The organism is Magnetospirillum sp. XM-1 (genome assembly GCF_001511835.1).
Lineage (GTDB): Bacteria > Pseudomonadota > Alphaproteobacteria > Rhodospirillales > Magnetospirillaceae > Phaeospirillum.
Genome location: NZ_LN997848.1, coordinates 1,133,303 through 1,158,641 on the forward strand (window position 1 = coordinate 1,133,303; position 25,339 = coordinate 1,158,641).

The window sequence follows — 25,339 nt, forward strand, 5'->3', positions numbered from 1 at the left end:
CGCTCCAAACCGTCTACTCTTTGCTCTTCGCCATGCCCTGCGGAGGCACCATGAAGACGCTGGTCATCGCCTTTCTCGCACTGTTCGTCGGCTTCGTGCCGGCCGCCCGGGCCGGGCTGGTCGAGGAAGCCGGCGGCTTGGCCGTGTCGTTCTCCGAGGGCGGGCGGGCCGTCGCCCTCGACGCGCTGATCATCCGTCCCGACGATCGCCTGCGCCATCCGCTGGCGGTGCTCAGTCATGGCGCGCCCCGCGACGCCGCCGACCGCGAGACGATGAGCCCCGGCGCCATGCGCGCCCAGGCCCGCGAATTCGCCCGAAGGGGCTGGGTGGTGGTCACCTTCATGCGGCGCGGCTATGGCCAGTCCGAAGGCGAGTACGTGGAAAGCAGCGGCAAATGCGCCTCTCCCGACTACGTCACCTCGGGCCGCCGCTCGGCCGATGACATCCGGGCGGTGATCCGCGCCATGGCGGCCAAGCCCTATGTGGATGCGTCGCGCATTCTCAGCGTCGGCCGCTCGGCGGGCGGTCTGGCCACCGTGGCGCTCGCCGCCGATCCGCCCCCCGGCCTGGTCGCCGCCATCAGCTTCGCCGGGGGCAGGGGCTCGGTCCGTCCCGACGAGGTCTGCGTTCCCGCCCGGCTGGTGGAGGCCTTCGCCACTTTCGGCAAGACCTCGCGGGTTCCCATGCTGTGGGTCTATGCCGAGAACGACCATTTTTTCGGGCCCGCTTTGGCCCGGCAGTTCCACGACGCCTTTGCCGGGGCCGGCGGCAAGGCCGAATTCATCGCCGCCGCTCCCTTCGGGAATGACGGGCACAGCCTGTTCTCGGAAAAAGGTCAGCCCATCTGGACGCGTTATGTGGACGACTTCCTGGCGCGGCAGCACCTGACCCTGGTGGACCGGCTGCTGCCCAGCCGCGACGAGGCCTCCATCACCTATCCCGGCCGCCTCAGCGCCCAGGGCAAGGAATCGTTTCGCAAGTTCCTGGACGCCTCGGACCACAAGGCCTTCGCCCTGAGCGGCGACGGAAGCTACGGCTGGCGCAGCGGCCAGAAGACCATCGACGCGGCGGTCGAGGACGCCATGGCCAATTGCCGCAAGAACGCCAAAAGGACCTGCCGCACCGTCATGATCGACGACGAAACGGTGGAGTAGGGTGATCCGGCGGGATCGACTCGCCCCTTGCACCACCGCTTCGCACCCGCTACCGTAACCACACAACGCCACCGTATTTTTTCGAGGCTTCACAGTGCTGGATGGCAGGCGGGTACTTCTCATCATCTCGGGCGGCATCGCCGCCTACAAGTCGCTGGAACTGATCCGTCGCCTGAAGGATCGGGGATGCGCCGTGCGCTGCATCCTGACCAAGGGCGGGGCCAATTTCGTCACCCCGCTTTCGGTGGCGGCGCTGTCGGGCGATAAGGTCTATCAGGAGACCTTCTCGCTCACCGACGAGGCCGAGATGGGCCATATCAGGCTCTCGCGGGAAGCCGATCTGGTGGTGGTGGCGCCGGCCACCGCCAATTTGCTGGCCAAGATGGCCGCCGGCATCGCCGACGATCTGGCGTCCACCGCGCTGCTCGCCACCGACAAGCGGGTGCTGGTGGCGCCGGCCATGAACACCATGATGTGGGAGCACGCGGCGACAAAGGCCAACATGGCGATCCTGGAGGGCCGCGGCGTCGCCCGCGTGGGCCCCGGGGCCGGCGACCTGGCCTGCGGCGAGGTGGGGGCGGGCCGCATGGCCGAGCCCGCCGAGATTCTGGCCGCCATCGGGGCCATGCTGTCCGACGGCCCGCTTTCGGGCGTGAAGGCCGTGGTCACCAGCGGCCCGACGCACGAGGCCATCGACCCGGTGCGCTTCATCGCCAACCGCTCGTCGGGCAAGCAGGGCCACGCCATCGCCGGCGCCCTGGCCGCCCTGGGGGCCGAGGTCACCCTGGTCAGCGGCCCGGTCACCATCCCTGATCCCGCCGGAATGCGCGTGGTGAAGGTGGAAAGCGCCATCCAGATGCTGAACGCGGTGCGTGGCCTCCTGCCCGCCGATGTGGTGGTGTGCGCGGCGGCCGTCGCCGACTGGACGGTGGCCAACCGCGCCACCGAGAAGCGCAAGAAGAAGGTGGGCGATCCGCCGCCCACCATCGAGCTTACTCCCAATCCCGACATCCTGATGACGGTGTCCAAGGCGGAAGGGCCGGCGCGGCCCCGTCTGGTGGTGGGCTTTGCCGCCGAGACGGAGAAGCTGCTGGAACACGCCGCCGACAAGCGGGCGCGCAAGGGCTGTGACTGGATCGTCGCCAACGACGTCTCCGAGGGCAGCGGCACCTTCGGCGGCGATGCCAACACCGTCCACGTCATGGACGGAGCGGGCACGGAATCCTGGCCGGCCATGGGCAAGGACGAAGTGGCGCGCAGGCTGGCCGAGCGCATCGCCAGGGCTTTGGGGAAACTGTGATGGTTCAAGTCAGCATTCTGCGCCTGGAGCACGCCGCCGATCTTCCGCTGCCAGCCTACGAGACGGCGCACGCGGCGGGCATGGACCTGATGGCCTGCATCCCCGCCGACATCACCTTGGGCCCAGGCGAGCGGGCGATCATTCCCGCCGGTTTCGCCATCGCCCTGCCCGAAGGCTTCGAGGCCCAGGTGCGGCCGCGTTCCGGCCTGGCCGCCAAGCACGGCATCACGGTGCTGAACGCGCCGGGCACCATCGATGCCGATTACCGGGGCGAGGTGGGCGTCATCCTGATCAATCTGGGCCAGACCGCGTTTGCCATTTCGCGCGGCATGCGCATTGCCCAGATGGTGGTGGCGCCGGTGTCGCGGGCGCAATGGCGCGAAGCGGAAAGTTTGGACGATACCCAAAGGGGGACCGGCGGCTTCGGCTCGACCGGCACGGGAAAGAAGGGCTAGACCTCATGCTGCGGCCTTCCAAGAAAATGCTGTTCGCCATCGAGGCGGTTCTCGATATCGCCTACCACGCCGGCGGCGAGCCGGTGCAGAGCCGCGAGATCACAAGGCGCCAGGGCATTCCGCGCCGCTATCTGGAACAGACCCTGCAGCAATTGGTGCGCGCCGGCATCCTGGTGGGCGTGCGCGGGCCGCGCGGCGGCTACCGCCTGGCGCGGGAGCGCCGCCGCATCTCGGTGGGCGAGGTGGTGCGCGTGGTCCGCGCGCTCGAGACCGCCGAGGATCCCTACCAGGACATGCCGGCCTCCGAGCTGGGCAAGAACGTCATCCGTCCCATGTGGGGCGACCTGACCGAGGAGATCATGTCGCGGCTCGACGCCATCTCCATCGACGAGCTGTGCATGCGCGCCTACAAGGGCGGCATTCCCAGCGAGGCGCATCAGAAGTTGGACTTCATCATCTAACTTTGATACGATGTAGTTAATTACAGTACTACACAATCGATGTGGGGAATTTAAGATGACCAGTTCCGCCCCCGCCTTCCGCGGCAAGATCTACGACAGCATCATCGACACCATCGGCGCCACGCCGCTGGTGCGCTTCAAGCGCATGGCCGCCGAATCCGGCTCCAAGGCCGACATCGTCGGCAAGCTGGAGTTCTTCAATCCGCTGGCCTCGGTCAAGGACCGCATCGGCTTCGCCATGATCGAGGCGGCCGAGGTCTCGGGCCAGCTGAAGCCGGGCGGCACCATCATCGAGCCGACCTCGGGCAATACCGGCATCGCGCTGGCCTTCGTGGCCGCCGCCAAGGGCTACAAGCTGATCCTGTGCATGCCGGAAAGCATGTCGCTGGAGCGCCGCAAGATGCTGCAGCTGCTCGGCGCCGAGATCGTGCTGACCCCGGCGTCCAAGGGCATGACCGGCGCCGTGCGCCAAGCCGAGGAGCTTCTGGCTTCCACGCCGGGCGCCATCATGCCGCAGCAGTTCAAGAACGAAGCCAACCCGGCCATCCACGAGAAGACCACCGCCGAGGAGATCTGGAACGACACCAACGGCAAGGTGGACATCATCGTGTCGGGCGTCGGCACCGGCGGCACCATCTCGGGCATCGGCCACATCCTCAAGGCGCGCAAGCCGGGCCTGAAGATGGTGGCGGTGGAGCCCGAGGACAGCCCGGTCCTGTCGGGCGGCGCCCCCGGCCCGCACAAGATCCAGGGCATCGGTGCCGGCTTCGTGCCGGACATCCTGGACAAGGGCGTGATCGACGAGATCCTGCAGATCGGCAACGAGACGGCGCTTTCCACCGCGCGCAAGGCCGCCAAGCTGGAAGGCATTCCGGTGGGCATCTCGTCGGGTGCGGCCATCGCCGCCGCGCTCGAACTGGGCTCGCGCCCCGAGAACGCCGGCAAGCTGATCGTCGCCATCATCCCCAGCTTCGCCGAGCGCTACCTGTCCACCGCCCTGTTCGATCAGGTGTAGGGACGTTATAGTCGTCATGCTCGGGCTCTTGACCCGGGCATCCATGGACCCCCGGACCCAAGTCCGGGGGTGACGACTTTCTAGAGGCCATCGTCATGGACTTCACCGAGGAGCAGATCCACCGCTACGCCCGCCACATCATCCTGCCGGAGGTGGGCGGCGTGGGCCAGGCCAGGCTGCTCAACTCCTCGGCTCTGGTGATCGGGGCGGGCGGGCTGGGCTCGCCGGTGATCCTCTATCTCGCCGCCGCCGGGGTGGGGACCATCGGGGTGATCGACGACGACGAGGTGGAGCTGTCCAACCTGCAGCGCCAGATCATCCACCGCACCTCGGGCGTGGGCCGCGCCAAGGTGGACAGCGCGGCCGCCGCGGTGGCCGACATCAATCCGGACGTCAAGGTGGTGCCCATCCGCCAGCGCCTGGACAAGGACAATGCGCGGGAGATCTTCCGCGACTTCCAGGTGATCGCCGACGGCTCCGACAACTTCCCCACCCGTTTCCTGGTCAACGACGCCGCCAGGCTGGAGGGCAAGACCCTGGTGTCGGCGGCCATCCTGCGTTTCGACGGCCAGCTCGCCACCTACAAGCCGAATGGTCCCTGCTATCGCTGCATCTACCGCGAGCCCCCGCCCGAGGGCCATGTGCCCACCTGCTCCAGCGCCGGGGTGCTGGGCGCCATCGCCGGCACCATGGGGGCCATGCAGGCCACCGAGGTGATCAAGGAATTGCTGGGCATCGGCGAATCGCTGGCGGGCAAGCTGGTGATCTACGACGCGCTTTCGGTGGCGTGGCGCACCGTGCGGGTGCCGCGCGACCCCGGCTGTCCCTTGTGCGGCGACCATCCCACCATCACCGACCTTTCGGCCCACGGGAGCACCGCCAATGTCTGCGGCTGAACGCAATTCGCCGGACAAGCTGTCCATCGTGGTGTTCTCGGGCGATTTCGACCGCATCCACTACGCTTTGGTGATGGCCGCCGCCGCCATCGCCTCCAACACGCCGGTGACGCTGTTCTTCACCATGTGGGCGGGCCGCGTGCTGGAAAAGGCGCTGCCCGACGGCCAGCCCGCCTGGACGCGGCTCAAATGCTCGGACGGCCGCGCCGCCAAATGGGTGGACGACGGGTTCAAGGCCAAGGGCGTGGGCCGCTTCGAGGAACTGCTGGAAGCCTGCGTGGCCTTAGGGGTCACCTTCATGGTCTGCGAGATGGGCCTCAAAGCCCTGGGCATGGACCCCGATTCGCTCCGCCCCGACGTCCCCGTCGCCAAGGGCGGCGTGGTGACCTTCCTGGCCGACGCGTCTAAGACCGGCGGCATGCTGTTCATCTGAGCGCAGTTACCAAGCGTTACCATTTTCCCGTTCCGGCGACATTCGCCGGTTACGCGGCCCCTGTAGAACGGTGTCATTCCGATCCACCCGTTCACAGGTGCCCCATGAGCCGCATTACCCTGATCACCGCCTCCGTCGCCATCGTGCTGGGCCTCGCCGCCCTGGTGAACGTGGCCCGCGCCGCCGACCCGGCCGCCGGCCCCAAGGCCGCCAATTTCGAGCGCATGAGCCGCATGTGCTACGACATGGAGGCCCGCATGGCCGCCCGCATGGCCTATAACGAGGTCAAGCTGAAGCTGACCGAGACCCAGAAGGCCGAGTTCAAGCGCCTGGGCGAGACCATGAAGGAGGCCGCCGTCCCCATGCGCCAGATGTGCGAGGACAAGGCCGACCCCGCCAAGCTCGCCACCCTGCCCGAGCGCATGGACCGCATGCAGAAGGTGGCCGAGGCCCGCGCCGAATCCATGCGCAAGATGGTTCCCGCCATGAAGGATTTCTACGCCAGCCTGTCGCTGGAGCAGCAGAAGGTCGCCGACGAAGTGATGGGCGGCATGGGCGGCAAGGGTGGTTTCGGCCACGGCCGCCATGGCGGGATGATGATGCATCACTGAGCCATCCAAAGAAAAAGCCCCCCGAAGCGATGCTTCGGGGGGCTTTGCCTTGGTCGCTGCCTTTTAGAACATCGAGGCCAGCACGCGGTCCGGCGGCTGGTGGCCGTCGGCGAAGGTCTTGATGTTGACTAGCACCTTCTCGCCCATGTCGATGCGGCCCTCGATGGTGGCCGAGCCCAGATGGGGCAGCAGCACCACGTTGTCCAGCGCCAGCAGCTTGGGGTTGACCGCCGGCTCGTGCTCGAACACGTCCAGGCCGGCGCCGGCCAGGTCGCCCCGGATCAGCATGCGGGTCAGCGCGTTCTCGTCGACGATCTCGCCGCGCGCCGTGTTGACCACGTAGGCGTGCTTGGGCAGCAGTTCCAGGCGGCGCGCCGACAGCAGGTGGAAGGTGGCGGGGGTGTGCGGGCAATGGATGGTGACCACGTCCATGCGGGCCAGCATCTGGTCCAGGCTCTCCCAGTAGGTGGCCTCCAGCTCGCCTTCGATGTCCGGGTGGACGCGCTTCCTGTTGTGGTAGTGGATGGACATGCCGAAGGCCTTGGCGCGGCGTGCCACCGCCTGGCCGATGCGGCCCATGCCGATAATCCCTAAGCGCTTGCCCCAGATGCGGTGGCCCAGCATGTGGGTCGGGCTCCAGCCCTTCCAGTCGCCCGAGCGGATCAGGCGCTCGCCCTCGGCGATGCGGCGCGGCACCGACAGGATCAGCGCCATGGCCATGTCGGCGGTGTCCTCGGTCAGCACGCCGGGCGTGTTGGTGACGATGATGCCCCGGCTCCGCGCCGTGGCCAGGTCGATGTGGTCGACACCGGTGCCGAAATTGGCCACCAGCTTCAGGTTGGGGCCCGCATTGGACAAGATGCCGGCGTCGATGCGGTCGGTGACGGTGGGAACCAGCACGTCGGCGACCTTGACGGCCTCGATCAGCTCGGCCTTGGTCATGGGATGATCGTCGACGTTCAAGCGGGTGTCGAACAGTTCCATCATCCGGGTTTCGATGGCGTCGGGCAGCTTGCGGCTGACCACGACGACGGGCTTCTTGTGCGGCATTTCCTGTTTCCTCCCGGAACGTTTCCCTATCGACCTAGCAACTCGTAGACCCCTTGTCCAGAGGCCAGTTGGACCTTCTTTAAATCGCAAACCTCCGCCCGCCTTGACCGGGTCGGGCCGTGGCACTCTATAATACGCCGCCGGAAGGAGGATGGATTGCCGAAGTTGGGGAGGGCCTTTATGCGCAAATGGGGGGCAAGCGTGCTGGTGGCCGTGCTTGCCGGCCTCGCACCCGCCGCCCTGGCCGGCGAGGCCAGCGGCCTGCCGCTGCCCCGTTTCGTCTCGCTTCGCTCGGACGAGGTCAATCTGCGGGCCGGACCGGGCCAGCGTTATCCCATCGACTGGATCTATTCGCGCAAGGACCTGCCCGTCGAGGTCATCGCCGAGTTCGAGGCCTGGCGCAAGATCAGGGACTGGCAGGGGACCGAGGGCTGGGTGCACCAATCCATGCTGTCGGGCCGGCGCATGATGGTGGTGATCGGCAGCCAGCGCACGCTCAGGGGCGGCGATTCCGACAGCGCCGACACCTTGGCCCTGGTCGATTCAGGCGTGCTGGGCCGCCTGCTGCAATGCCCGCGCAACCGCGATTTCTGCCGCGTCGAGATCAACCAGATTCAGGGCTGGTTCAAACGCGACGAGATATGGGGCGTCTACAAGGGCGAGTGGATCGAATAGGCCAAGGGCCGGATTCGAGGGCTCATCCTCCCTGGAACCCGGCCCCGCCGGCGGCCCGCCGGAAGGGGGAGCGCGGACCGCCTGAACCTCAGTCGTCGTCGTAAAGGCCGGCCTCGGCGCCCTTGTGGCAGGCGGGGCAGTTGGCCTTGCTCATGACCTCGGGCCGCTTCCACTCGCGCTCGGCGATGCGGTCGTGCTTCTTTTGGAAGCGCGGCAGCTCGGTGATGCGCAGCGGCACGTCCTTTGACCCGATGCCGCGCAGCGCCTTGGAGCCCGCCTTGCCGCCGCCGGTGTCTGCGGCGCCCTCCATCAGCACCTTGCGGATGCGCTCGGTCTTGTCGGGGGCCATGGCGGCGTTGTCGCCGAAATGGTCGGACAGCTGGCCCATCATGCGGTCCCAGGAACGGGCGGGCAGGAAGGCGGGCTGGAACGCCATGTGGCATTCGCCGCAGGCCGCCTGGGTTTCGGGATCGGTCACCGGGCGGACCCGGTCGGCCAGGGCGGGAAAGGCGGCGAGGCTGAACGCCGCGGCCAATGCCAGCCGTCGAAGCATTCGGCCGCTGGCCGGCCACAAGGTGGCCGCGCCGCTTATGCGGCGGGAGCCAAGCGACCCGGAGGGCGCGCCCGGCGATTGAGGGGGCTGGTCTGGACTGATGCGCTTCATCACTTGCTCTCCATATAGGCGATGTAGTCGCCCTTTTCGGTGGCGGTACAGACCCGGCCCAGCACCGTCTGGCAGTCGCGCTCGAAGCGCTCCTCCACCTTGGCGGCATCGGTGAACCGCTTGGGATTGGCCGAGACCGCCACCGGCTGGATGGCGCGGCCGGTCTTGGCGTGGCGGCCCTGGGCGGTGGGATCGGCGGTATGGCAGGTGGTGCACGAGGCGTAGTCGGGGCTGGCGGTGTTCTTGGATTCGAACAGCGTCCGGCCGCGTTCCGCCGAGAACCCGCCAAAGCCCGCTCCGGCCTGCTTGGCATAGCCCGCCTTGATGGCGTCGCGGGCGGCGTCGGCGGCGAAGGCGGCGGGGGCTGCCAAGAGAGCGATGGCCAGCAGCGCCGGGGTGGCGCCCTTCAGCATCTCGCGCACCCGGCGGCCCTGGAAGATCCAGGCGATGATGGCGGCATGGGCCAGCACCAGCCACAGGGAGGCCTCGGCCAGACCTTCATGCAGATCCTCGAGCGGCGGAATGAAATCGGCGGCGACGCCGGTCACTCCGGCCACCGCCATGCCGACGATCAGGATGGCGGCCATCCAGGCGAACAGCGGATTGCGGCCGGGCCGGGCCCAGGCGAGGCGGGGCCGGGGCAGGGCCAGCGGCCCGCTGGACGAGCCCAGCGCGGCGAGGCCCAGGCGAAGCGCGATGGCGGCCACCACCCAATAGCCGGCGAAGACGTGCATGGCGTAGGTGTCCTCGTCGGCGGTGACGTAGGCCACCAGGAAGCCTCCGGCCAGGGCGGCGTGCCACAGGCGCAACAGGCGGAATTCCCACCGGGCGTTCATCAGTGGTGCTCCTGGTGCGAGGAGAAGGACACCGGCTGCACATTGGCGGCGTAGGCATAGGCGCCACCGGCGACGATCAGGGCGGCCATCAGGCCATGGATGATCATGCGGGTCAGCATGGGGGAACTCCTTGTTCGTGACCTCATCTGGCGACAGGATGGGGCATGTCGCCTGAACCGGGCGTGACCCGCCGGTTCATCCGCCGTTCATGCGTCGGGGACGATGATTTGGACATGAAAGCCATTGCCGCCGCCCTGCTGTTCCTCGTCTGCTTCCCCGCCTGGGCGGGGGACGACCACGACCGCATCCGCCGCCTGGTGCAGGCGGGCGAGATCCTGCCGCTCGAGCGCATTCTGGAACAGGTGGACCGCGACTATCCCGGCGAGCTGATCGAGGCCGAGCTGGAGGACAAGCGCGGCCGCCGGGTCTACGAGATCAAGCGCCTGACCCGCGACGGGCGACTCTTGAAGCTCTACTATGATGCCGTCGACGGCACCCGCCTCAAGGTCAAGGAGAAGCGATGAGGGTCCTGTCCCCATGAGAGTCTTGGTCGTCGAGGACGAGCCGCAGTTGACCCTGGCGCTGGAACGCGCCCTGGAGGCGGCGGGCTTCGCGGTGGACACCGCCTATGATGGCGAGAACGGCTGGCATCTGGGCGACACCGAGGCCTATGACGCGGTGATTCTCGACCTCGGCCTGCCCAGGATCGACGGCATCACCGTGCTGGGCCGCTGGCGCGAGGCCGGGCGGAGCATGCCGGTGATGGTGCTGACGGCCCGCGCCCGCTGGGCGGAAAAGTCCCAGGCCTTCAACGCCGGGGCCGACGACTACGTCACCAAGCCCTTCGAGATGGAAGAGGTGGTCACCCGCGTCCGCGCCCTGATCCGCCGCGCCGCCGGCCACGCTTCGCCCGAGATCGTCTGCGGCCCCTTGCGCATTGACACGATCGGCGGAAAGGTCAGCCGCGACGGGCTGCCGGTGGCGCTGACCGCCCAGGAGTTCCGCATCCTCTCCTACCTCGCCCATCACCAGGGGCGGGTGGTCAGCCGCTCGGAACTGGTGGAGCATGTCTACGACCGCGACGCCGACCCCGATTCCAACGTGCTGGACGTTCTGGTGGCGCGTATCCGCCGCAAGCTGGGCGTCGATGTGATCCACACGCTCAGGGGGCAGGGCTGGCGCATGGAGGCCCCTGGTGGCGAAGCCTGATTCCCTGCGCCGCCGCCTGATCCTGGGGGCGGGGGCCTGGATAATGCTGGCCCTGGCGGCGGGTGGACTGGTGCTCGGCCACGCCTTCGCCGACAGCGCCGAGCAGGCCTTCTGCCGCCGCCTCGACACCCATCTGCGCGCCCTGCTGGCCCTGGTCGAGACCGCCGAGGACGGGCGCGTCGCCGTGGGCCGCCCGGTGGGCGAGCCGCGCTTCGAGCAGCCTTATTCCGGCTGGTACTGGCAGGTCTCGGGCGATGGCGGCGTCAAGGCGCGCTCGCGCTCGCTGTGGGATTCCGCTTTGGCCGTCGCGGCGGAAGTGGAGCCCGGCGCGCTGCACATCCGCCGCGAGACGGGGCCGCGCGGCCAGATCCTCGAGGTGATGGAGCGCGATCTGGCCCTGGGCGAGAACGGGCAGCGCCTGCATGTGGCGGTGGCCGCCGACCGCGCCGAGCTGGATGCCGAGATCGGGCGCTTCCGCCTGCTGCTCGCCCTGTCGCTGGGCGGGCTGGGGTTGGGCCTGCTGGCGGCGGTGATGGTGCAGGTGGGTTATGGCCTCAAACCCTTGCGCCGTCTCGAGGACGAGCTGGACCAGCTGACACGGGGGGCGTCGCGCCTGGGCGGCGTCTATCCGGCGGAAATCGCCCCGCTGGTGGAGTCCATGAACCGGGTGCTGGACCACGACGAGCGCCTGATCCGCCACGCCCGCAACCATCTGGGCAATCTGGCCCATGCGCTGAAGACGCCGCTGGCGGTCTTGCGCGCCGAATGCGGCGGCGTCCCGCAGGCCGCGCCGCAGATCGAACGGGTGACGCGGCTGATCGACCTGCATCTGGCCCGCGCCGCCGCCGATTCCTCGTCGTCGCGGGCGGTGGGGCGGCGGGTGAATCTGGCCCCGCTGCTGGCCGATCTGGCCGGCGCCCTGCGCAAGGTTCATGCCGGCCGCTCCATCGAGATCGCCATCCATTGCCCGCCCGAGGCCGATTTCGCAGGCGAGGCCGACGATCTGGCCGAGATGGCCGGCAACCTGATGGACAACGCCTGCAAATGGGCCAGGACGCGGGTCAGGGTCACGGCCGCTTCCGGCCGGATCGCCGTCGAGGACGACGGGCCGGGCCTGTCGCCGGAACAGGCGGCGGCAGCGGCGGGCCGCGGCATCCGCCTGGACGAAAGCGTGCCGGGCTCGGGCCTGGGGCTGGCCATCGTCGCCGACCTGGCGGCGCTGGGCGGCCTGTCGCTTTCCTTCGGCCGCTCGGAATGGGGCGGTCTGGCGGTCAGCCTGGCGGAGCAAGCCTCGTCATCTTGAGCCGGACGGGGGCGGGCGTCCCGCCCTCCTTCTGCTCAGGTTGCGGTCGCCCCCGAATGCGCGTGACAGCGCCGCAGCCTTGTTTATCATGGAGTCCGCACAGCTTTCCTCCGAGAGCCTCCCCCGTGAACGTCACCACCCCGCTTCCTCCGTCCAGAACCAGTCATATCGGCACCTTCCGCGGCCTGTCCTTCAAACAGGCGGTGGCGACGCTGCTGATCGCGCTGGGCCTCGGCGCGGCCTCGGGAGTCTGGGACCTGTCGGTCGATTACCAGCGCATGCGCCGCGAGGTGGTGGAGAGCAGCCGGGCCAACCTGGCCCTGGTGCGCGGCACGGCGGTGGAAGCCGCCTACATGCTGAGCCACGACCTGGCAGGCGAAGTGGTGGGCGGTCTGGCGCTGGACCCCATGGTGGCCGAGGCGCGGCTGACCGACAATTTCGGCGACGTTCTGGGCCAGGTGCGCCGGCCACCTGGCACCACCGCCTTTCCCGGACTGGCCGAGCGGCTGTTCGGCGACGTCGCCCAGCATTCCCTGCAGCTCCAGACCCGCATGAAGGAAGCGGCCAGCGACGTGGGCAAGCTGGAACTGCGCCTCGACCCGGCCTTGCTGCTCAACCGCTATCTCGACCATGTGACGGCCAGCGCCGCGTCGGGCGCGGCGCGCACCATCGTCTTGTGCCTGCTGGTGGTGGCGGTGTTCTACGGCCTGATCACCAAGCCGCTGCTGAAGATCGGCCACGCGGTCGCCAAGGTGGACCCGGCCCGGCCCGGGGCTTCGCTGATCGACCTGCCCCAGCGCCACAAGGGGGACGAGTTGGGTCTGCTGGTCCGCAACGTCAACGCCCTGCTGGCGGAATCCCAGCGCGGGCTGGACGGCCGCGACGCGGCGGAAGGGGCGCTGGCCGCCCTGGCCCGCGACCTGGAACTGCGGGTGCAGGAGCGCACCCGCGAACTGGAGCAGCAGAAGGAAGGGGTGGAGCGCGCCAACGCCGACCTGGAAAAGGCCAACCGCTTCATTTCCGACGGCATCCGCTACGCCAGCCGCATCCAGACGGCCCTGCTGCCCGACACGGCGGCGCTGGACGGGGCGGTGGCCGAGTTCACCGTGGGCTGGCGGCCCTTCGACATCGTCGGCGGCGACTATTACTGGACCGGCACCTTCGGCGACAAGACCGTGGTGGCGGTGATGGACTGCACCGGCCACGGCGTGCCCGGCGCCTTCATGACCGCCGTGGTGTCGTCGATCCTGGCCCGCATCCTTCACCACCACGGCCATGACGACCCGGCGGTGATCCTGGCGCTGCTCAATTTCCTGGTGAAGTCAGCGCTGCGCCAGGACCGGGCCGACGCCCCCGCCGACGACGGGCTGGACGCTGCCATCTGTGTCTTCGACCAGGCGCGCGGCATCGCCACCTTCGCCGGCGCCAACCTGCCGCTGATGGTGTGGAGCGACGGCCACATGAAGGTCATCCGCGGCGACCGCCGCAGCCTGGGTTACCGCGACAGCCCGCCCGACGCCACCTTCGCCTGCCACGAGGTGCCCATCCTTCCCGGCGCCACCTTCTACCTCTACACCGACGGCCTGATCGACCACATGGGCGGCCCCAACCGCCGGCTGTTCGGCCGCAAGCGGCTGCAGGAGGCGCTGGGCGGTCTCGCCCATCTGCCGCTGGAGGAGCAGAAGGAAAAGCTGTTCGCCACCCTCGATTCCTGGCGCGGCGAACAGCCCTGCCGCGACGACATGACGTTCATCGCGATCCGGCCGAAGGCCTCGTGACCATCTGGTCGGCATAGCCGGCGATGATGCGGTCGTAGGCGCCGCTGGCGCGCAGCTTGGCCAATCCTCGATTGAAGGCATCGCGCAAGGCGGGGTCGCGGAAGGCCATGCGGTAGTCGATCGGCGGGAACAGGGGCGCGTAGCGCAGCTTCTGAGTGGTGTCGACCTTGGACCTGACTTCGGGGCGGCCGGCGTACCAGCCGAAGATGTTCGGATCCGCGATGATCACGTCGGTCCTGCCCAGGTAGAGGAGCAGGGGCTGCGCCATCTGGTTGGCCTCTTCGAGATAGCGCGGGTTGCTTTCGGCCACCTTGCGGTAGTTGGGGCCGAGAACGAGGGTCGCGTTCTGGAAAGCCACCACCGACTTGCCGCCGAGGTCGGAGACCTCCGACAGGGCGATTGCATTGGCGTCCAGGCTGATGGCGAAGTTGTGGTAGGTGATGTAGGTGTCGGAATAGGCGGCTCCCGGGACGATGCCGGGCTGTTGCGTCATGGCGGCAGCCACTTGGCCCTTTTCCAGCGCCTTGAGCACCCGGGTCATGGGCAGAAAGGCCGGTATCATCCGATGGCCTTCAAGGGCCAGGGCTTCCTTGACGATATCGAATTCGATGCCCCGTTCTTCATCGGGAAACACGTAAGGCGACTTGGAGTGGCCGATGGCCACGCTTACGTCCACCGCCTCGGCGGGCAGCGCCGCACCCAGCACGAGAAGGAATGCGCTGATCCACCTGCCCATCACGCCCACCCTATCCGAAGAGAGCCCTTCACGATGGAAGCCTGCGGAACGGCGCTCCGTCAATGATCTTGCTCTCGATTTCGGCAAGGATGTTTCGATGCACAGAATTCCGGCCGTTGTGTCCGGTGGCCGGTGCGTTCAAATTAAAAAGGCGAGGGCTGCCGATCTGGGAGGGATTTGATGCGCCACCTCATTCCGTCCGTGATCCTGAGTGTCATGCTTCTGGAGCCGGCCTGGGCGGCGGAGCGCTCCTACCCCGTGGCCGGCACCGGCCAGACGGGCTGCTATGACGATCGCGGCGCCGCGCCTTGTCCCGCCGCCAAGGGGGCGCCCTTCTGGGGACAGGACGGCCAGCGGCGTTTGGCCCTGCCGGCCTATGGCGACAATGGCGACGGAACCGTCACCGATCCCCTGACCGGCCTGATGTGGGAGAAGGGGTTCCGCAAGCTGGGCTTCGCCGAGGCGGCGGCGGCCGCCGCCGGGGCCAGGACCGGCGGCCATGCCGACTGGCGGGTTCCCACCATCAAGGAACTGTATTCGCTGATCCGCTTCGACGGCTCCACCGGCAGCGCCCGGCCCGAGCAGACCGGCGCCCCGGCCGACGCGCGGCCCTATATCGACACACGCGCCTTCGCCTTCGAATATCCGGCCCAGGGGCGCTTCATCGACGCCCAGTACCTGACGCGGACCGTCTATGCCGGCACGGTGATGGGGGGCGACAAGGCCTTCTTCGGCGTCAATTTTGCCGATGGCCGCATCAAGGGCTATCCCCAGGACGGCGGGCCGGGCCGGCGGGTGTGGTATGCCCGTTTCGTGCGCGGCAATCCCGATTACGGCCGCAACGACTTCGTCGACAACGGCGACGGAACCGTCAGCGACCGTGCCACCGGCCTGACCTGGACCCAGGCCGACAGCGGCGGCGAGGCCTTTCGCCGCGCCATGGCCGGAACGGCCCGGCGGGACGGCCGGCTCGACTGGCGCGAGGCCCTGGCCTTCTGTTCCGGACTGGACTTCGCCGGCCATGCCGACTGGCGGCTGCCCGACGCCAAGGAGCTTCACTCCATCGTCGATTACACCCGCGCCCCCGACGTCACCGGCTCGGCCGCCATCGACCCGGTCTTCGCCATCACCGCCATCGCCGACGACCAGGGCAAGCGCGACTGGCCCTATGCCTGGACCTCCACCACCCATCTGGACGGGCGGGTGATGGGCGATTTCGCCGTCTACGTCGCCTTCGGGCGGGCCGGCGGATGGATGGGACGGCGTGGCGGCCCTCCGCCCGGTGGCGGTCCACCGCCTGGCGGCGGTTTCGGGCCCCCGCCCGGTGGTGGCTTCGGCCCTCCTCCGGGTGGCGGTCCCCCTCCGGGCAATGGTCCCATGGGCAATGGTCCCATGGGCGGGCCGGGTTTTGGCCGGGCCGAAGCCGGCGGCTCGGGAGAGATGCGGCTGCTCGACGTGCATGGCGCCGGCGCCCAGCGCAGCAGCCCGAAAGGCGGCGATGAATCCCGCCTGCCGCGTGGCGCGGGTCCCCAGGGCGACGTGCTCCGCATCTACAACACGGCCCGCTGCGTCCGCGGCGGGGCATGACGGCGACACGACGCGTTCGGGCCACGGCATGGGGATACATGCCGGTTGACACTACCGGCGCGGCATAACACTTTCGTTTTGCTTCATCGAGGATTGGCTTATCTCCGATGGACAGGAACTAGAACTTCTCTGATGTTGATTCCAAAGAATTTTCCGGCTGGGAAGGTCCATCATGGCCATCGACCGTTCATTGACCAATGTGGAAAGAACCTTCCAGTGGGACGACGTCATCGTTTCCAAGACCGACCTGACAGGAAAAATTACCTACGCTAACGACATTTTCCTGGGCATCAGCGGCTATACCGAGGAAGAGCTTCTTGGCGCACCCCATTCGATCCTGCGCCATCCGGCGATGCCGCGCTGCGTGTTCAAGTTCCTGTGGGACCGCATCGCCGACGGCCACGAGGTGTTCGCCTATGTGCTGAACCGGGCCAAGAACGGCGATCACTACTGGGTCTTCGCCCACGTCACCCCCTGCTACGACCAGACCGGCAAGATGGTGGGCTATCATTCCAACCGCCGGGTCCCCAAGGCCGAGGCGGTGGCCACGATCAAGCCGCTTTACGAGACCCTGCTGGGTATCGAGAACAGCGCCGCCGACCGCAAGCAGGGCGTGGAGCAATCCTTCGCCGCCCTGGTCAAGACCATCGGCGATCTCGGCTTCGACAGCTATGACCGCCTGATCATGACCATCAGCCGGTAGGAGACAAGATCATGTCCAATCCGACGCTGCGTGGCCGCACCAATACCGCCGCCTTCCTGGTGGGGTCGGCGGTGGCCGTCATCGTGCTGGTGGCGCTGGTCGCCGTCTGGCGGCTGTTTTCCACCGAGGGCGGTGCGGGCTTCGCCGTCGGCGCGCTGGTGGCCCTGGGGCTGGCCGGGCTGTTCCTGCTGGCGGTGTCGCTGGCCGCCTTCCGCGAGGTGGGCGCGGTGCTGGGCCTGATCGAGCGCGGCGCCGCGGTGGCCCATCACGCCGCCCAGGGCGACCTCAACGTCCGGGTGCTGCGCATCGGCCGTAAGGACGAACTGGGCCGGATGATGAACGGCCTCAACCACGTTCTCGACCTGACCGAGGAATTCGCCAAGGATACCGGCGCCGCCATGAAGCGGGCCGGGGCCAAGGAATATTTCCGCTATATCCCCGTCCAGGGCCTGCGCGGCGATTACCACCTCTATGCCGAGATGATCAACAAGGTGCTGGGCGACATGGAAGCCCGCGACCAGGAAACCCAGACCTTCGAGAAGAACGTCCACGAGATGGTCTCCCAGGTGGCCACCGCCACCACCGGCATCGGGCGCACCGCCCAGACCATGGCCGGGCGCTCGGAAAGCGCCGGCGGCCGCTCGATCACCGTGGGCGAGGCGGCGGATACCACCACCCATCTGGCCTCGGCGGTGTCCGAATCCACCCGCCAGCTGGCTCACGCCATCAACGAGATCGCCCAGCAGGTCACCCAGTCGGCCTCGGTGGCCCAGAATGCCGTGTCCGACATCGGCGAGACCGTCGACCGCATGAACGGTCTGGCCGAATCGGTCAGCCAGATCGGCGTGGTGGTGCAGCTGATCAACGACATCGCGGCCCAGACCAACCTGCTGGCGCTCAACGCCACCATCGAGGCGGCCCGGGCCGGCGAGGCGGGCAAGGGCTTCGCCGTGGTCGCCAACGAGGTGAAGAACCTCGCCAACCAGACGGCGCGCGCCACCGAGGACATCTCGCGCCAGGTGGGCGCGGTGCAGGACGCGGCGCGTTCCGCCGCCTCGGGCATCGAGGGCGTGGTCGCCACCATCCGCACCATCGACAGCATCTCGGCGGCCATCGCCGGCGCGGTGCAGGAGCAGGAGGCGGTGACCCGCGACATCTCGGCCCATATCGACGAGGTGGCGGCCAAGGCCTCGGAGGTGTCCGAGAACGTCGCCCACCTGTCGCAATCCACCGCCCAGGCCTGTGGCGGCACGGTGCGCGTCATCTGGAGCGCGCGCACCCTGTCCAAGGTGGTCGAGGCCCTGAACGACGAGGTCAACGCCTACGTCAGCAAGGTGCGCTGAACGCTTTACGTATCGCCCTCAATCGCCGGGCGCTTGGCTCCCGCGCCATAAGGCGCGCGGCCCCTTGGGCCTAGTAAACGACCTCCTCGCCCTTGGGGATCAGATCCACCCCAGCAGCCGCCACCACAGGAAGTTCAGCGGCAGCAGGACGACGATGGTGATGCCCGCCAGCCACAGGCACAGCTTCTGGGCCGGGCCCAGGCGCTCGCCGCCCAGCTGCATGGCCACCACCATGGGGGCCGACTGGTAGGGCAGGATGGGGTTGGAAAAGCCCAGCACTTGGCTCATCAGCACCGCTTCCACCAGCAGGCCGGACGCCTCGGCCATCTGCCCGGCCATGGGGGTCAGCACCGCCGGTCCGCCGGGCAGGGTGGTGAAGACGCTGACCACGGTGGACAGCACCGCCAGCGCGGTGAAGTTGGTGGCCGGCTGGCCCGGCGCCAGGGGCAGGATGTCGAGGATCGCCCCGGCCAGACGCGCGCCCAGTCCCGACTGGTCGACGATGGCGCCCAATCCCATGATGCCCGCCACATAGAACATCGAGCCGTAATTGATCTGCTCGTTGAAGGCCTTGCGGTCCACCAGGCCGATTCCGGGCAGCAGCAACAGGGCGCCCGCCGCCATGCTGACCCAGGCCGGGCTGACATGGTGCAGGAAGTCGGTGGCCCACAGCACCAGGGCGGCGGCCAGCAGCAGGGACAGCTGCCCCTCCTGGCGCGTCATGGGGCCCAGCGCCCGGCCCGCCGCCTCGGGCTTTGGCGTGTCGGGCCACAGCTTGACGATCAGCGGAATCATGATGGCGGTCTTCAAGAAGCCCAGCACGGGAAAATGCAGCAGCAGATAGGCGCCATAGCTCGGCGTGTAGTGCCACAGGGTCTCCGACGCGCCCACCAGCACCAGGTTGGGCAGGTTGGCGGGCAGGATGGAAAAGGTGGGCACGTGGCAGCCGAAGGCGGCGGCCAGCACCACGCCCACCCGGCCGTTGGAGCCCGGCGCGAAGCCGTAGCGCTCGGCCAGCCCCACCGCGATGGGCATCAACAGGATGGCCCGGCCCATGGAGGACGGCATCAGGAAGCCCATGGCGACGCCCACCAGGGTCACCCCGCCGATGATTCCCCAATAGCTGGAGCCGAAGGCGTGGGAAAGCCGGGTTCCCAGACGCTCGCCCAGGCCGGTGGAGCGCACCGCCACCCCCATCACCAGCCCGCCGAACACCAGCCACAGGGCCGCCGACTGGAAGCCGCCGAACACCGCCGAGGACGGGGCCGCCTTCAGCAGCATGGCCGTGGTGAAGAAGAACACCGCCACGATGGGTTCGGGCATCACCGCCGTGGCCCACAATCCGATGAACGCCACCGCCAGCCCCAGGACCCGGCCTTCGGTTCCCGGAAGCGGGTCGATGACGACGATCGCCGCCCCGGCGATCACGGCGGCCCAGGCCAGGGCGCGTGGCAGCGGAATTGGCGGCAACGAAATTCGGGAGGGGGACAGGCTCATCACGCTACCTCGTGTTTCATGTTACGTGATACGTTATTCCTGTTTGCCTCCGGAGTCCAGCTTTGGCACACTTCGAGGAGGGGAGAGAGGATCGTCGGCATGAAGCTGCACAAGACCAATCTGGCGGAGCAAGCCTATGCGGCGCTGCGCGACATGCTGCTGGGCGGCGAGCGCTTCGCGCCCGGCGACAAGATCAGCGTCGAGGATCTGGCGCGGCAACTGGGAGTCAGCCGCTCGCCGGTCTGGCAGGCCATCGCCCGGCTGGAAGCCGACGGTATCGTCGAGGTGCGGCCGCGCCAGGGCGTGTTCTTCGTCGGCTTCGACCTCGATGGCCTGCTGGAGATCATGGAGACCCGCGAGGTGCTGGAAGGCGCCGCCGCCCGTCTGGCCGCCGAGAGGGCCAGCCCCGGGCAGGTGGCGGAGCTGCGCGCCTCGGTCGAACGCCAGCGGGCCGCCCTTTCGGGCGGCGCTATGGACGACTACGCCGCCGAGGCCGCCCGCTTCCATTCCCTGATGGCCCAAGCGGCGGGCAACAAGGTGATGGTCAAGATCGTCGAGCGGCTGTGGGCCAGGGCCAAGGCCATGTGCATCCGCCCCGGCGCCCGTCCGGCGCTGCTGGACGAACGGGTGGACGAGCACGCCCGCATGGTCGAAGCCATCGCCCATCGCGACCCCGATGCCGCCGAGGCCGAAATCCGCGCCCATATCCGCCGCATCGCCCGCGGGATCGAGGCTTAGACGCGCGCTCTATGAGATCGCCGGAAGGGTGAAGCGGAAGATGCTGCCGCCCTCGGGGGCGGGTTCGACCCAGATCTCGCCGCCGCATCCCTGGATGATCCGCTTGCACACCGCCAGTCCGACCCCGGTTCCGGGATAGGCGTCGCTGGTGTGCAGGCGGCGGAAGATCTGGAAGATGTCCTGCTCGGACTTCTCGACGCCGATGCCGTTGTCGGCGACGGAGAACTCCCACATGGCCTGGCGCAGTTCGGCCGTGACCCGGATATGGGGCGCCAGGCCCGGGCGGCGGAACTTGATGGCGTTGCCGATCAGGTTCTGGAAGACCTGCATCAGCTGGATCTCGGCGGCCAGCACCACCGGCAGGTCGCCGACCTCGATCATGGCGTTGCCGCCCATGATGCTGTCCTTCAGATTGTCCAGCGCCGCCTGGCAGGCCTGGGCCGCCGAGACCGGCGCCAGCAGTTGGCCCTGGCCCGAGACGTTGGCGAAGACCAGCAGGCCGTTGATCAATTCGTGCATGCGGGTGGCCGCGCCGACGATGAAGCCGACATATTCGTCGGCCTCCGGGTCCAGATGGTCGGCGAAGCGCCGGGCCAGCAACTGGGTGAAGGCGGTGACCGTCCGCAGGGGTTCCTGCAGGTCGTGGGACGCGATATGGGCGAAGCGCTGCAATTCGCCGTTGGCGTCGATCAGTTCTTGGAGCAGCCGCTGGGTCTCGGCCTCGTTGCGGCGCGCCAGATCGCGCTCGGCGGTGCGCTGGCGCAGCAGGGCCGCGGCGGTGGTCAGGGCGGAGGAAAGCTCGTCCACCTCGCGGATGTCCTGACGCGGGCTTCGCACCTCTTCTCCCGAGCCCAGGGCCAGGGCGGGCCGGATCAGGGATCGCACCGAGCGGCGGATCTGGCCGCCCACCGCCCAGGCCAAGCCCAGGCCGACGACGGTCAGCGCAATGGCCGAGCCGGACACCAGCAGGATGGAATTGCGCAGATCCGCCAGCAGGGTCTGCTTGGGCACGCCGACCGCCACCGACCACTGGGAGACGCTGCCATGGCTGAAGGCGCCGTAAACCGGAATGCCTTCCAGGGTGTTGTTCTCGGACAGGCCCTTGGAGGACTGGCGCATGCGCTCCACCAGGACGGGGGAGCCGCTCTGGCCGATGAATTTTTCCGATAGGTGGGTGCGCGCCACGATGACGCCGCGGGAATCGAAGATGGCGGAGATCCAGCCGCGGGGAAGCTGCTGCTCGGTCAGCAGGTGGGACAGGTTCTCGGGCAGGAGCGCCATGCTCAAATTGTAGATGATCCTGCCGTTCATTCTTACCGGCACGTCGATGGTGATCAGGTAGCGCTTGAGGACGCCGCCGACGAACAGGTCGGAAATGGCCGGCTGGCCGGTGGCGAAGATTTTGGCGATCTGTTCCGGCGATCCATGACGGGGCAGCGGCGTGCCGAAGGGGCGGGCCAGATTGAGAACCTGCTGTTCCGCTTCGTTGCTCAGCACGATGTTCAGGCCGCCCTGCTCGCTCAGGATGATCTTGGCCTGTTCGTAGAAGCGGGCCAGATCGTCGTTGGCGAGATGGGGCGAGGTGGCCAGCACCTGCAGCGCCGCCACCCTGCGGGCGATTTCGCGATCCACGGACAGGGCCAGGGCGTGCGCCGTCTGGACCATGTTCTGCTCCAGCAGGGCGCGCTGGCGGTGATAGAAGTCGTAGATCAGCAGGCCGACCGCCAGGCTGCCGGGCAGCAGGCAGACCATGACCAGCAGCACCAGCTTGGAGCGGATGCTCGGCAGCCCTCGGGGAGAGGAGGTCGGTGTTTCCGGCCTTCCGTGCTCCGCTTGGCTGTCGTCGAACATCATCAGTCTAATCCGTTACGGATATGGCGCCGGCAGGGTCAAGGATGATGCCTGTGCAAAATTGCCGCAAGCCCCATCGCTAGAGCAGCAGCTCCACCCGGGGGCCCTTGTCCGCCGTCTCGACCATGGGGCGGCAGCCGAACAGGCGGCCGGTCTCGACGCCGCCCTTGTCCACCAGGTTGTTGCGCACCGCATCGGTGCGGCGCTGGGCCAGGGCGGCCAGCATGTTGCGGTCGGGTGGGCCGAAGGATTCGGCGCTGCGCTCGAAGCCGACCAATTGCTCCAGCTTGGACAGCAGCGGCCTTTCCGCCGAGCGGCGGCGCGCCGCCACCACCGGCCAGTCGCTGTCGTCGGCCTTGCCGCACAAGGTGAGCTTCAGGCCGGGACGGCCCTTCAGCAGTTCGGCCACCACCGCCAGGGTCTTCTCGTGCTCGGAGGACAGGGCGTCGATGCCGGGCGCAAAGGCCAGCGGCGCCAGGGCCAGATGCGACTTGTCGTCGGCGTCCATGGCCAGCTCGATCAGCGCCGCCACCGGAAAGGCCAGCTTCAGCGTGGTCAGCACGGTGGATTTCAGCGCGCCGGCCACCGCCTGGGCCACCGCGTCGCTGACGTCCAGGTCGGGATTGGAGGTGTCGCCCCGGATGGGCAGCGACAGGCGGATGCGGTCCTCGCCGTCGCGCAGCAGGTCCAGCACCGTCTCGATGGGCATGCCGGCCTTGGCGGCGACGGGGGCGTTGGGATCGGGGGCGGCGATGAACAGGTTGGACAGCGCCACGTCCAGCGCGCCCGACAGTTTGCCCTGGTCGGCGCTCACCCCCAGCGTGCCGTCGAAATGCCCCGACTGCAGGTTGACGCCCAGCGCCTCGCCCAGATAGGGCGACAGCGGCGGCAGCTCGAACGAGGCGATCTTGCCGTCCACCCGGCCCGACACCTTGTCGGCGAAGGGGCGGACCGTGCCCGAGGCCGCCACCGTGCCGCGTCCCACCCCGGCCTTGATCTCGAAGGGGGAATCGCGCTCGGGCGCCTCGCTGTCCAGATTGCTGACCGTCAGCTCCAGCGGCGTGACGTCGATGCGCACCGTCTCGGCCATGGTGCGGTCGCGCAGGTTGACCCGGCTGTCGCCGGCCACCACCAGGCGGCCGATGCGGATGCCGGGCGTGTCTTCGTCCTTGGCGGGCTCCTTGGCCTTGGTCTTTGTCTTGTCCTCGGAGATGAAGCCGGTGAAGCCGTCCGGCGTGCGGTTGACGCGGGCCAGCATGCCGTCGATGCGCACTTCGTCCAGGCCCAAATCGCCGTCGCCGTCGCGTTGCGCCTTGTCCAGGCGCAGGCGCTTGGTCTCGAAGCGCCAGTTGTAGCCGCCCTGGCCCTCCTTGCGCAGCGCGTTGATCCCATCGGCCCCCAGATGGGTGACGGCAACGCCGCCGTCCTTGGCCATGCGCAGGCCCTCGGCCTCGATCCGGTCCACGGTGGCGAGATCGACCTTGCGGGCAGAATCCTGCACCGACAAACCCTCGATGCGGGCCTTGGGCAGCTCGCCCGACACCGTCTGGCCGAACTCCACCTTGCCTTGCGCCTCGGCGGATTTCAGCGCGGTGCGGATCTCGCCCACCCCCAGCTTCAGCGGTCCCAGGGCCAGCCGGCCCTCGGCCTTGCCCGCCAGATCGGCGGTGTCCAGGTCGAAGCGGCCCGCCCAGTCCAGGGAGTCGGGGGCGGAATCGTGGCCGCCGGCCTTGATGCGGGCGCCGGCGAGTTTAAGGCCGCCCTGCCAGCCCAGCCGGCGTCCATCCCAGTCGAAGCGGGTGGCGTCGAGCCCCAGTTGGCCGGCGGCGCCGTCGCCGCCCTCGCCCTTGCCGGCCAGGGCGGCGCCGGCGACGCGGCCTTCCACTCCCAGCTTGCCGCCTTGCCAGGACAGGGATTTCAGCTCGATGTCCAGCTTGGCGGCGGAGCCCTGGCCGCCCGGTGCGGCGACCTCCAGGGCCTCGGCCCGCAAGCTTCCGGCCAGCCCCGCCTTGTCTGCGTCCCAGGTCACGCCGTCCAGCGCCAGCTCGAGTCGTCCGGCGCTTGCCTTGACGCCATGGATGCCGACGGCCGGGGAAACCGCCGCGAGGCGGGCGTCCAGCTCCACCTTGCCACCGTCCAGGATCAGGCGGCCCAAATCCAGGTCCAGCCGTTCGGCCTTGATGGCGGCCGGCGCGGCGAGCGCCGCGGATTCCACGGCGATGCGGCCGCTGGTCTTGAGCCGGATTCCATCGGCCTTCAGGCCGCCTTCGGCGACCAGCGAGGTTTCAAGGGTTCCGGCCAGCCCGTCCGCCCCGGAACGGGCGGCCAGGGCGGCGAAATCGGCCAGGGCAAGGCCTTGGGCGTGGGCGGTGACGGCGAAGGACGGCTCGGCGGCGAAGGGGTGGACGGTTCCCGCCAGCGACAGGGCGGCGCCGTTCAGGCTGCCCTTCAGGGTGAAGGAGACGGCGCGGCCCGGTTCCAGGCTGTTGAGATTCTCCACCAGCAGCCGTTCGACGGCGATGTCGGCGGTGAAGTCGCCATCGGTGATCTTGAGGCGGGAATTGGTCAGCTCCAGCCCGGCCACGTCGATGCCCCAGGGCGGCGAGGTCTCCTTGGCCGAAGGCGGCGCGGCCGCCACCGCCAGCGGCAGGCCGTTCAGGACGAAGCCGCTTTCTTCCCGCTTCAGCTCGATGTCGATGCCCTCGACCGCCACCCGGTCCAGCACCAGCCGGCGGTCCAGCAAGGGCCGCCAGCGGAACTTCAGGTCGAAGTCGCCGATGCCCAGCGCGCGGCCCAAAGCGGGCTGCGCCACCACCTTGCGCACCGTGAGCTGGCCGCCGAACAGCGAGATGTCGGTGTCGTCGATGGTGACCTCGACCATGCCGAGACCCCGCAGGGCCTTGGCCACGCCCCAGCGGAACCCCGCCTCGGGAACCCAGTCCCAGGCGATGGTCAGGATCAGGACGGCCAGCCCCGTGGCCGCCGCCACCACGTGGCGCCGCTGGATTTCGTGTCCGCCGAGCTTTCTGCCGATCAGTTTCATG

Annotated in this window: 24 protein-coding genes; 17 read left to right on the forward strand and 7 right to left on the reverse strand. The window is 68.5% G+C overall.

Annotation, left to right across the window (positions count from 1 at the left end; translation table 11 throughout):
* Positions 1–50 precede the first annotated feature (50 nt).
* From XM1_RS05405 to XM1_RS05440, 8 genes are all read left to right on the forward strand, one after another.
* A complete protein-coding gene (locus XM1_RS05405) occupies positions 51–1,154 on the forward strand; it encodes a S9 family peptidase (RefSeq protein ID WP_068430924.1) in 1,104 nt (367 codons plus the stop codon).
* A gap of 94 nt (positions 1,155–1,248) precedes the next feature.
* Positions 1,249–2,454: a bifunctional phosphopantothenoylcysteine decarboxylase/phosphopantothenate--cysteine ligase CoaBC gene (coaBC, locus tag XM1_RS05410; RefSeq protein ID WP_068430926.1), complete on the forward strand. Its 1,206-nt coding sequence runs from the start codon at positions 1,249–1,251 to the stop codon at positions 2,452–2,454.
* Complete coding sequence (gene dut, locus XM1_RS05415; RefSeq protein WP_068430929.1) at positions 2,454–2,909, forward strand: dUTP diphosphatase; 456 nt, start codon at positions 2,454–2,456, stop codon at positions 2,907–2,909. Before coaBC ends, dut begins: the two co-directional genes overlap by 1 nt.
* A gap of 5 nt (positions 2,910–2,914) precedes the next feature.
* Entirely contained in the window at positions 2,915–3,370 is a 456-nt protein-coding gene (locus XM1_RS05420; RefSeq protein WP_068430932.1) for an Rrf2 family transcriptional regulator, read from the forward strand.
* A 55-nt stretch (positions 3,371–3,425) separates the two neighbouring features.
* Positions 3,426–4,385, forward strand: a complete 960-nt coding sequence (cysK, locus tag XM1_RS05425) for a cysteine synthase A (protein ID WP_068430935.1) — start codon at positions 3,426–3,428, stop codon at positions 4,383–4,385.
* A 95-nt stretch (positions 4,386–4,480) separates the two neighbouring features.
* A complete protein-coding gene (locus XM1_RS05430) occupies positions 4,481–5,281 on the forward strand; it encodes a molybdopterin-synthase adenylyltransferase MoeB (RefSeq protein ID WP_068430937.1) in 801 nt (266 codons plus the stop codon).
* Positions 5,268–5,714, forward strand: coding sequence for a DsrE/DsrF/DrsH-like family protein (locus tag XM1_RS05435; RefSeq protein ID WP_068430940.1), 447 nt, complete (start codon positions 5,268–5,270; stop codon positions 5,712–5,714). The genes XM1_RS05430 and XM1_RS05435 overlap by 14 nt, the downstream gene beginning before the upstream one ends.
* A gap of 104 nt (positions 5,715–5,818) precedes the next feature.
* A complete protein-coding gene (locus XM1_RS05440; RefSeq protein WP_068430943.1) occupies positions 5,819–6,325 on the forward strand; it encodes a Spy/CpxP family protein refolding chaperone in 507 nt (168 codons plus the stop codon).
* Between the two features lie 63 nt (positions 6,326–6,388).
* Here XM1_RS05440 and XM1_RS05445 read toward each other — a convergent pair whose 3' ends face one another.
* Positions 6,389–7,375 carry a D-glycerate dehydrogenase gene (locus tag XM1_RS05445; RefSeq protein WP_068430945.1) on the reverse strand — a complete coding sequence of 329 codons (987 nt, stop codon included), beginning with the start codon at positions 7,373–7,375 and terminating at the stop codon, positions 6,389–6,391.
* Between the two features lie 180 nt (positions 7,376–7,555).
* Between XM1_RS05445 and XM1_RS05450 the strand changes: the two genes are divergently transcribed.
* On the forward strand, positions 7,556–8,050 hold the full coding sequence (locus tag XM1_RS05450; RefSeq protein ID WP_231920695.1) for an SH3 domain-containing protein: 495 nt from the start codon (positions 7,556–7,558) through the stop codon (positions 8,048–8,050).
* 88 nt (positions 8,051–8,138) lie between these two features.
* Here the strand turns inward: XM1_RS05450 and XM1_RS05455 are convergent, their stop codons facing one another.
* Both XM1_RS05455 and XM1_RS05460 read right to left on the reverse strand, forming a co-directional pair.
* The gene (locus XM1_RS05455) at positions 8,139–8,603 is read right to left on the reverse strand and encodes a diheme cytochrome c (RefSeq protein ID WP_068437524.1); all 465 of its coding nucleotides are present in this window, start codon (positions 8,601–8,603) and stop codon (positions 8,139–8,141) included.
* A 110-nt stretch (positions 8,604–8,713) separates the two neighbouring features.
* The gene (locus XM1_RS05460) at positions 8,714–9,550 is read right to left on the reverse strand and encodes a DUF1924 domain-containing protein (protein WP_068430948.1); all 837 of its coding nucleotides are present in this window, start codon (positions 9,548–9,550) and stop codon (positions 8,714–8,716) included.
* 233 nt (positions 9,551–9,783) lie between these two features.
* Here XM1_RS05460 and XM1_RS05465 point away from each other — a divergent pair, with 233 nt between their 5' ends.
* The 4 genes from XM1_RS05465 to XM1_RS05480 all read left to right on the forward strand — a co-directional run bounded on the left by XM1_RS05465 (position 9,784) and on the right by XM1_RS05480 (position 13,840).
* On the forward strand, positions 9,784–10,074 hold the full coding sequence (locus XM1_RS05465) for a PepSY domain-containing protein (RefSeq protein ID WP_068437527.1): 291 nt from the start codon (positions 9,784–9,786) through the stop codon (positions 10,072–10,074).
* Positions 10,075–10,087: 13 nt separating this feature from the next.
* Entirely contained in the window at positions 10,088–10,759 is a 672-nt protein-coding gene (locus XM1_RS05470) for a response regulator transcription factor (RefSeq protein ID WP_068430950.1), read from the forward strand.
* Positions 10,746–12,062, forward strand: coding sequence for a sensor histidine kinase (locus XM1_RS05475; RefSeq protein ID WP_068430953.1), 1,317 nt, complete (start codon positions 10,746–10,748; stop codon positions 12,060–12,062). Before XM1_RS05470 ends, XM1_RS05475 begins: the two co-directional genes overlap by 14 nt.
* Before the next feature lie 125 nt (positions 12,063–12,187).
* Positions 12,188–13,840 (forward strand): SpoIIE family protein phosphatase, encoded by a 1,653-nt coding sequence (locus tag XM1_RS05480; RefSeq protein ID WP_068430956.1) that lies wholly within the window; start codon positions 12,188–12,190, stop codon positions 13,838–13,840.
* Here XM1_RS05480 and XM1_RS05485 read toward each other — a convergent pair.
* The gene (locus XM1_RS05485) at positions 13,812–14,576 is read right to left on the reverse strand and encodes an ABC transporter substrate-binding protein (RefSeq protein ID WP_068430959.1); all 765 of its coding nucleotides are present in this window, start codon (positions 14,574–14,576) and stop codon (positions 13,812–13,814) included. The two genes, XM1_RS05480 and XM1_RS05485, sit on opposite strands and share 29 nt — an antisense overlap.
* A 180-nt stretch (positions 14,577–14,756) precedes the next feature.
* Between XM1_RS05485 and XM1_RS05490 the strand changes: the two genes are divergently transcribed.
* The 3 genes from XM1_RS05490 to XM1_RS05500 all read left to right on the forward strand — a co-directional run bounded on the left by XM1_RS05490 (position 14,757) and on the right by XM1_RS05500 (position 18,209).
* Positions 14,757–16,163: a DUF1566 domain-containing protein gene (locus tag XM1_RS05490; protein ID WP_068430962.1), complete on the forward strand. Its 1,407-nt coding sequence runs from the start codon at positions 14,757–14,759 to the stop codon at positions 16,161–16,163.
* 172 nt (positions 16,164–16,335) lie between these two features.
* On the forward strand, positions 16,336–16,866 hold the full coding sequence (locus XM1_RS05495) for a PAS domain-containing protein (RefSeq protein ID WP_068430964.1): 531 nt from the start codon (positions 16,336–16,338) through the stop codon (positions 16,864–16,866).
* 11 nt (positions 16,867–16,877) lie between these two features.
* Entirely contained in the window at positions 16,878–18,209 is a 1,332-nt protein-coding gene (locus XM1_RS05500; protein ID WP_068430967.1) for a methyl-accepting chemotaxis protein, read from the forward strand.
* 99 nt (positions 18,210–18,308) lie between these two features.
* On the opposite strand, the gene XM1_RS05505 is transcribed toward XM1_RS05500, so the two are convergent.
* Positions 18,309–19,706 carry an SLC13 family permease gene (locus tag XM1_RS05505; RefSeq protein ID WP_068430970.1) on the reverse strand — a complete coding sequence of 466 codons (1,398 nt, stop codon included), beginning with the start codon at positions 19,704–19,706 and terminating at the stop codon, positions 18,309–18,311.
* 99 nt (positions 19,707–19,805) lie between these two features.
* On the opposite strand from XM1_RS05505, the gene XM1_RS05510 reads away from it, so the two are divergent.
* Positions 19,806–20,444, forward strand: a complete 639-nt coding sequence (locus XM1_RS05510) for a GntR family transcriptional regulator (RefSeq protein WP_068430973.1) — start codon at positions 19,806–19,808, stop codon at positions 20,442–20,444.
* Between the two features lie 9 nt (positions 20,445–20,453).
* On the opposite strand, the gene XM1_RS05515 is transcribed toward XM1_RS05510, so the two are convergent.
* Together XM1_RS05515 and XM1_RS05520 are read right to left on the reverse strand one after the other, a co-directional pair.
* On the reverse strand, positions 20,454–22,298 hold the full coding sequence (locus XM1_RS05515) for a sensor histidine kinase (RefSeq protein ID WP_068430976.1): 1,845 nt from the start codon (positions 22,296–22,298) through the stop codon (positions 20,454–20,456).
* Between the two features lie 76 nt (positions 22,299–22,374).
* A complete protein-coding gene (locus XM1_RS05520; RefSeq protein WP_082700695.1) occupies positions 22,375–25,338 on the reverse strand; it encodes a DUF748 domain-containing protein in 2,964 nt (987 codons plus the stop codon).
* Position 25,339 lies beyond the last annotated feature (1 nt).

Excerpts from the sequence above, each read along its gene's own strand:
- XM1_RS05405 (WP_068430924.1), top strand. The coding sequence starts at position 51 with ATGAAGACGCTGGTCATCGCCTTTCTCGCACTGTTCGTCGGCTTCGTG.
- dut (WP_068430929.1), top strand. The coding sequence starts at position 2,454 with ATGGTTCAAGTCAGCATTCTGCGCCTGGAGCACGCCGCCGATCTTCCG.
- XM1_RS05420 (WP_068430932.1), top strand. The coding sequence starts at position 2,915 with ATGCTGCGGCCTTCCAAGAAAATGCTGTTCGCCATCGAGGCGGTTCTC.
- cysK (WP_068430935.1), top strand. The coding sequence starts at position 3,426 with ATGACCAGTTCCGCCCCCGCCTTCCGCGGCAAGATCTACGACAGCATC.
- XM1_RS05430 (WP_068430937.1), top strand. The coding sequence starts at position 4,481 with ATGGACTTCACCGAGGAGCAGATCCACCGCTACGCCCGCCACATCATC.
- XM1_RS05435 (WP_068430940.1), top strand. The coding sequence starts at position 5,268 with ATGTCTGCGGCTGAACGCAATTCGCCGGACAAGCTGTCCATCGTGGTG.
- XM1_RS05440 (WP_068430943.1), top strand. The coding sequence starts at position 5,819 with ATGAGCCGCATTACCCTGATCACCGCCTCCGTCGCCATCGTGCTGGGC.
- XM1_RS05445 (WP_068430945.1), bottom strand. The coding sequence starts at position 7,375 with ATGCCGCACAAGAAGCCCGTCGTCGTGGTCAGCCGCAAGCTGCCCGAC.
- XM1_RS05450 (WP_231920695.1), top strand. The coding sequence starts at position 7,556 with ATGCGCAAATGGGGGGCAAGCGTGCTGGTGGCCGTGCTTGCCGGCCTC.
- XM1_RS05455 (WP_068437524.1), bottom strand. The coding sequence starts at position 8,603 with ATGCTTCGACGGCTGGCATTGGCCGCGGCGTTCAGCCTCGCCGCCTTT.
- XM1_RS05460 (WP_068430948.1), bottom strand. The coding sequence starts at position 9,550 with ATGAACGCCCGGTGGGAATTCCGCCTGTTGCGCCTGTGGCACGCCGCC.
- XM1_RS05465 (WP_068437527.1), top strand. The coding sequence starts at position 9,784 with ATGAAAGCCATTGCCGCCGCCCTGCTGTTCCTCGTCTGCTTCCCCGCC.
- XM1_RS05470 (WP_068430950.1), top strand. The coding sequence starts at position 10,088 with ATGAGAGTCTTGGTCGTCGAGGACGAGCCGCAGTTGACCCTGGCGCTG.
- XM1_RS05485 (WP_068430959.1), bottom strand. The coding sequence starts at position 14,576 with ATGGGCAGGTGGATCAGCGCATTCCTTCTCGTGCTGGGTGCGGCGCTG.
- XM1_RS05490 (WP_068430962.1), top strand. The coding sequence starts at position 14,757 with ATGCGCCACCTCATTCCGTCCGTGATCCTGAGTGTCATGCTTCTGGAG.
- XM1_RS05495 (WP_068430964.1), top strand. The coding sequence starts at position 16,336 with ATGGCCATCGACCGTTCATTGACCAATGTGGAAAGAACCTTCCAGTGG.
- XM1_RS05500 (WP_068430967.1), top strand. The coding sequence starts at position 16,878 with ATGTCCAATCCGACGCTGCGTGGCCGCACCAATACCGCCGCCTTCCTG.
- XM1_RS05505 (WP_068430970.1), bottom strand. The coding sequence starts at position 19,706 with ATGAGCCTGTCCCCCTCCCGAATTTCGTTGCCGCCAATTCCGCTGCCA.
- XM1_RS05510 (WP_068430973.1), top strand. The coding sequence starts at position 19,806 with ATGAAGCTGCACAAGACCAATCTGGCGGAGCAAGCCTATGCGGCGCTG.
- XM1_RS05515 (WP_068430976.1), bottom strand. The coding sequence starts at position 22,298 with ATGATGTTCGACGACAGCCAAGCGGAGCACGGAAGGCCGGAAACACCG.
- XM1_RS05520 (WP_082700695.1), bottom strand. The coding sequence starts at position 25,338 with ATGAAACTGATCGGCAGAAAGCTCGGCGGACACGAAATCCAGCGGCGC.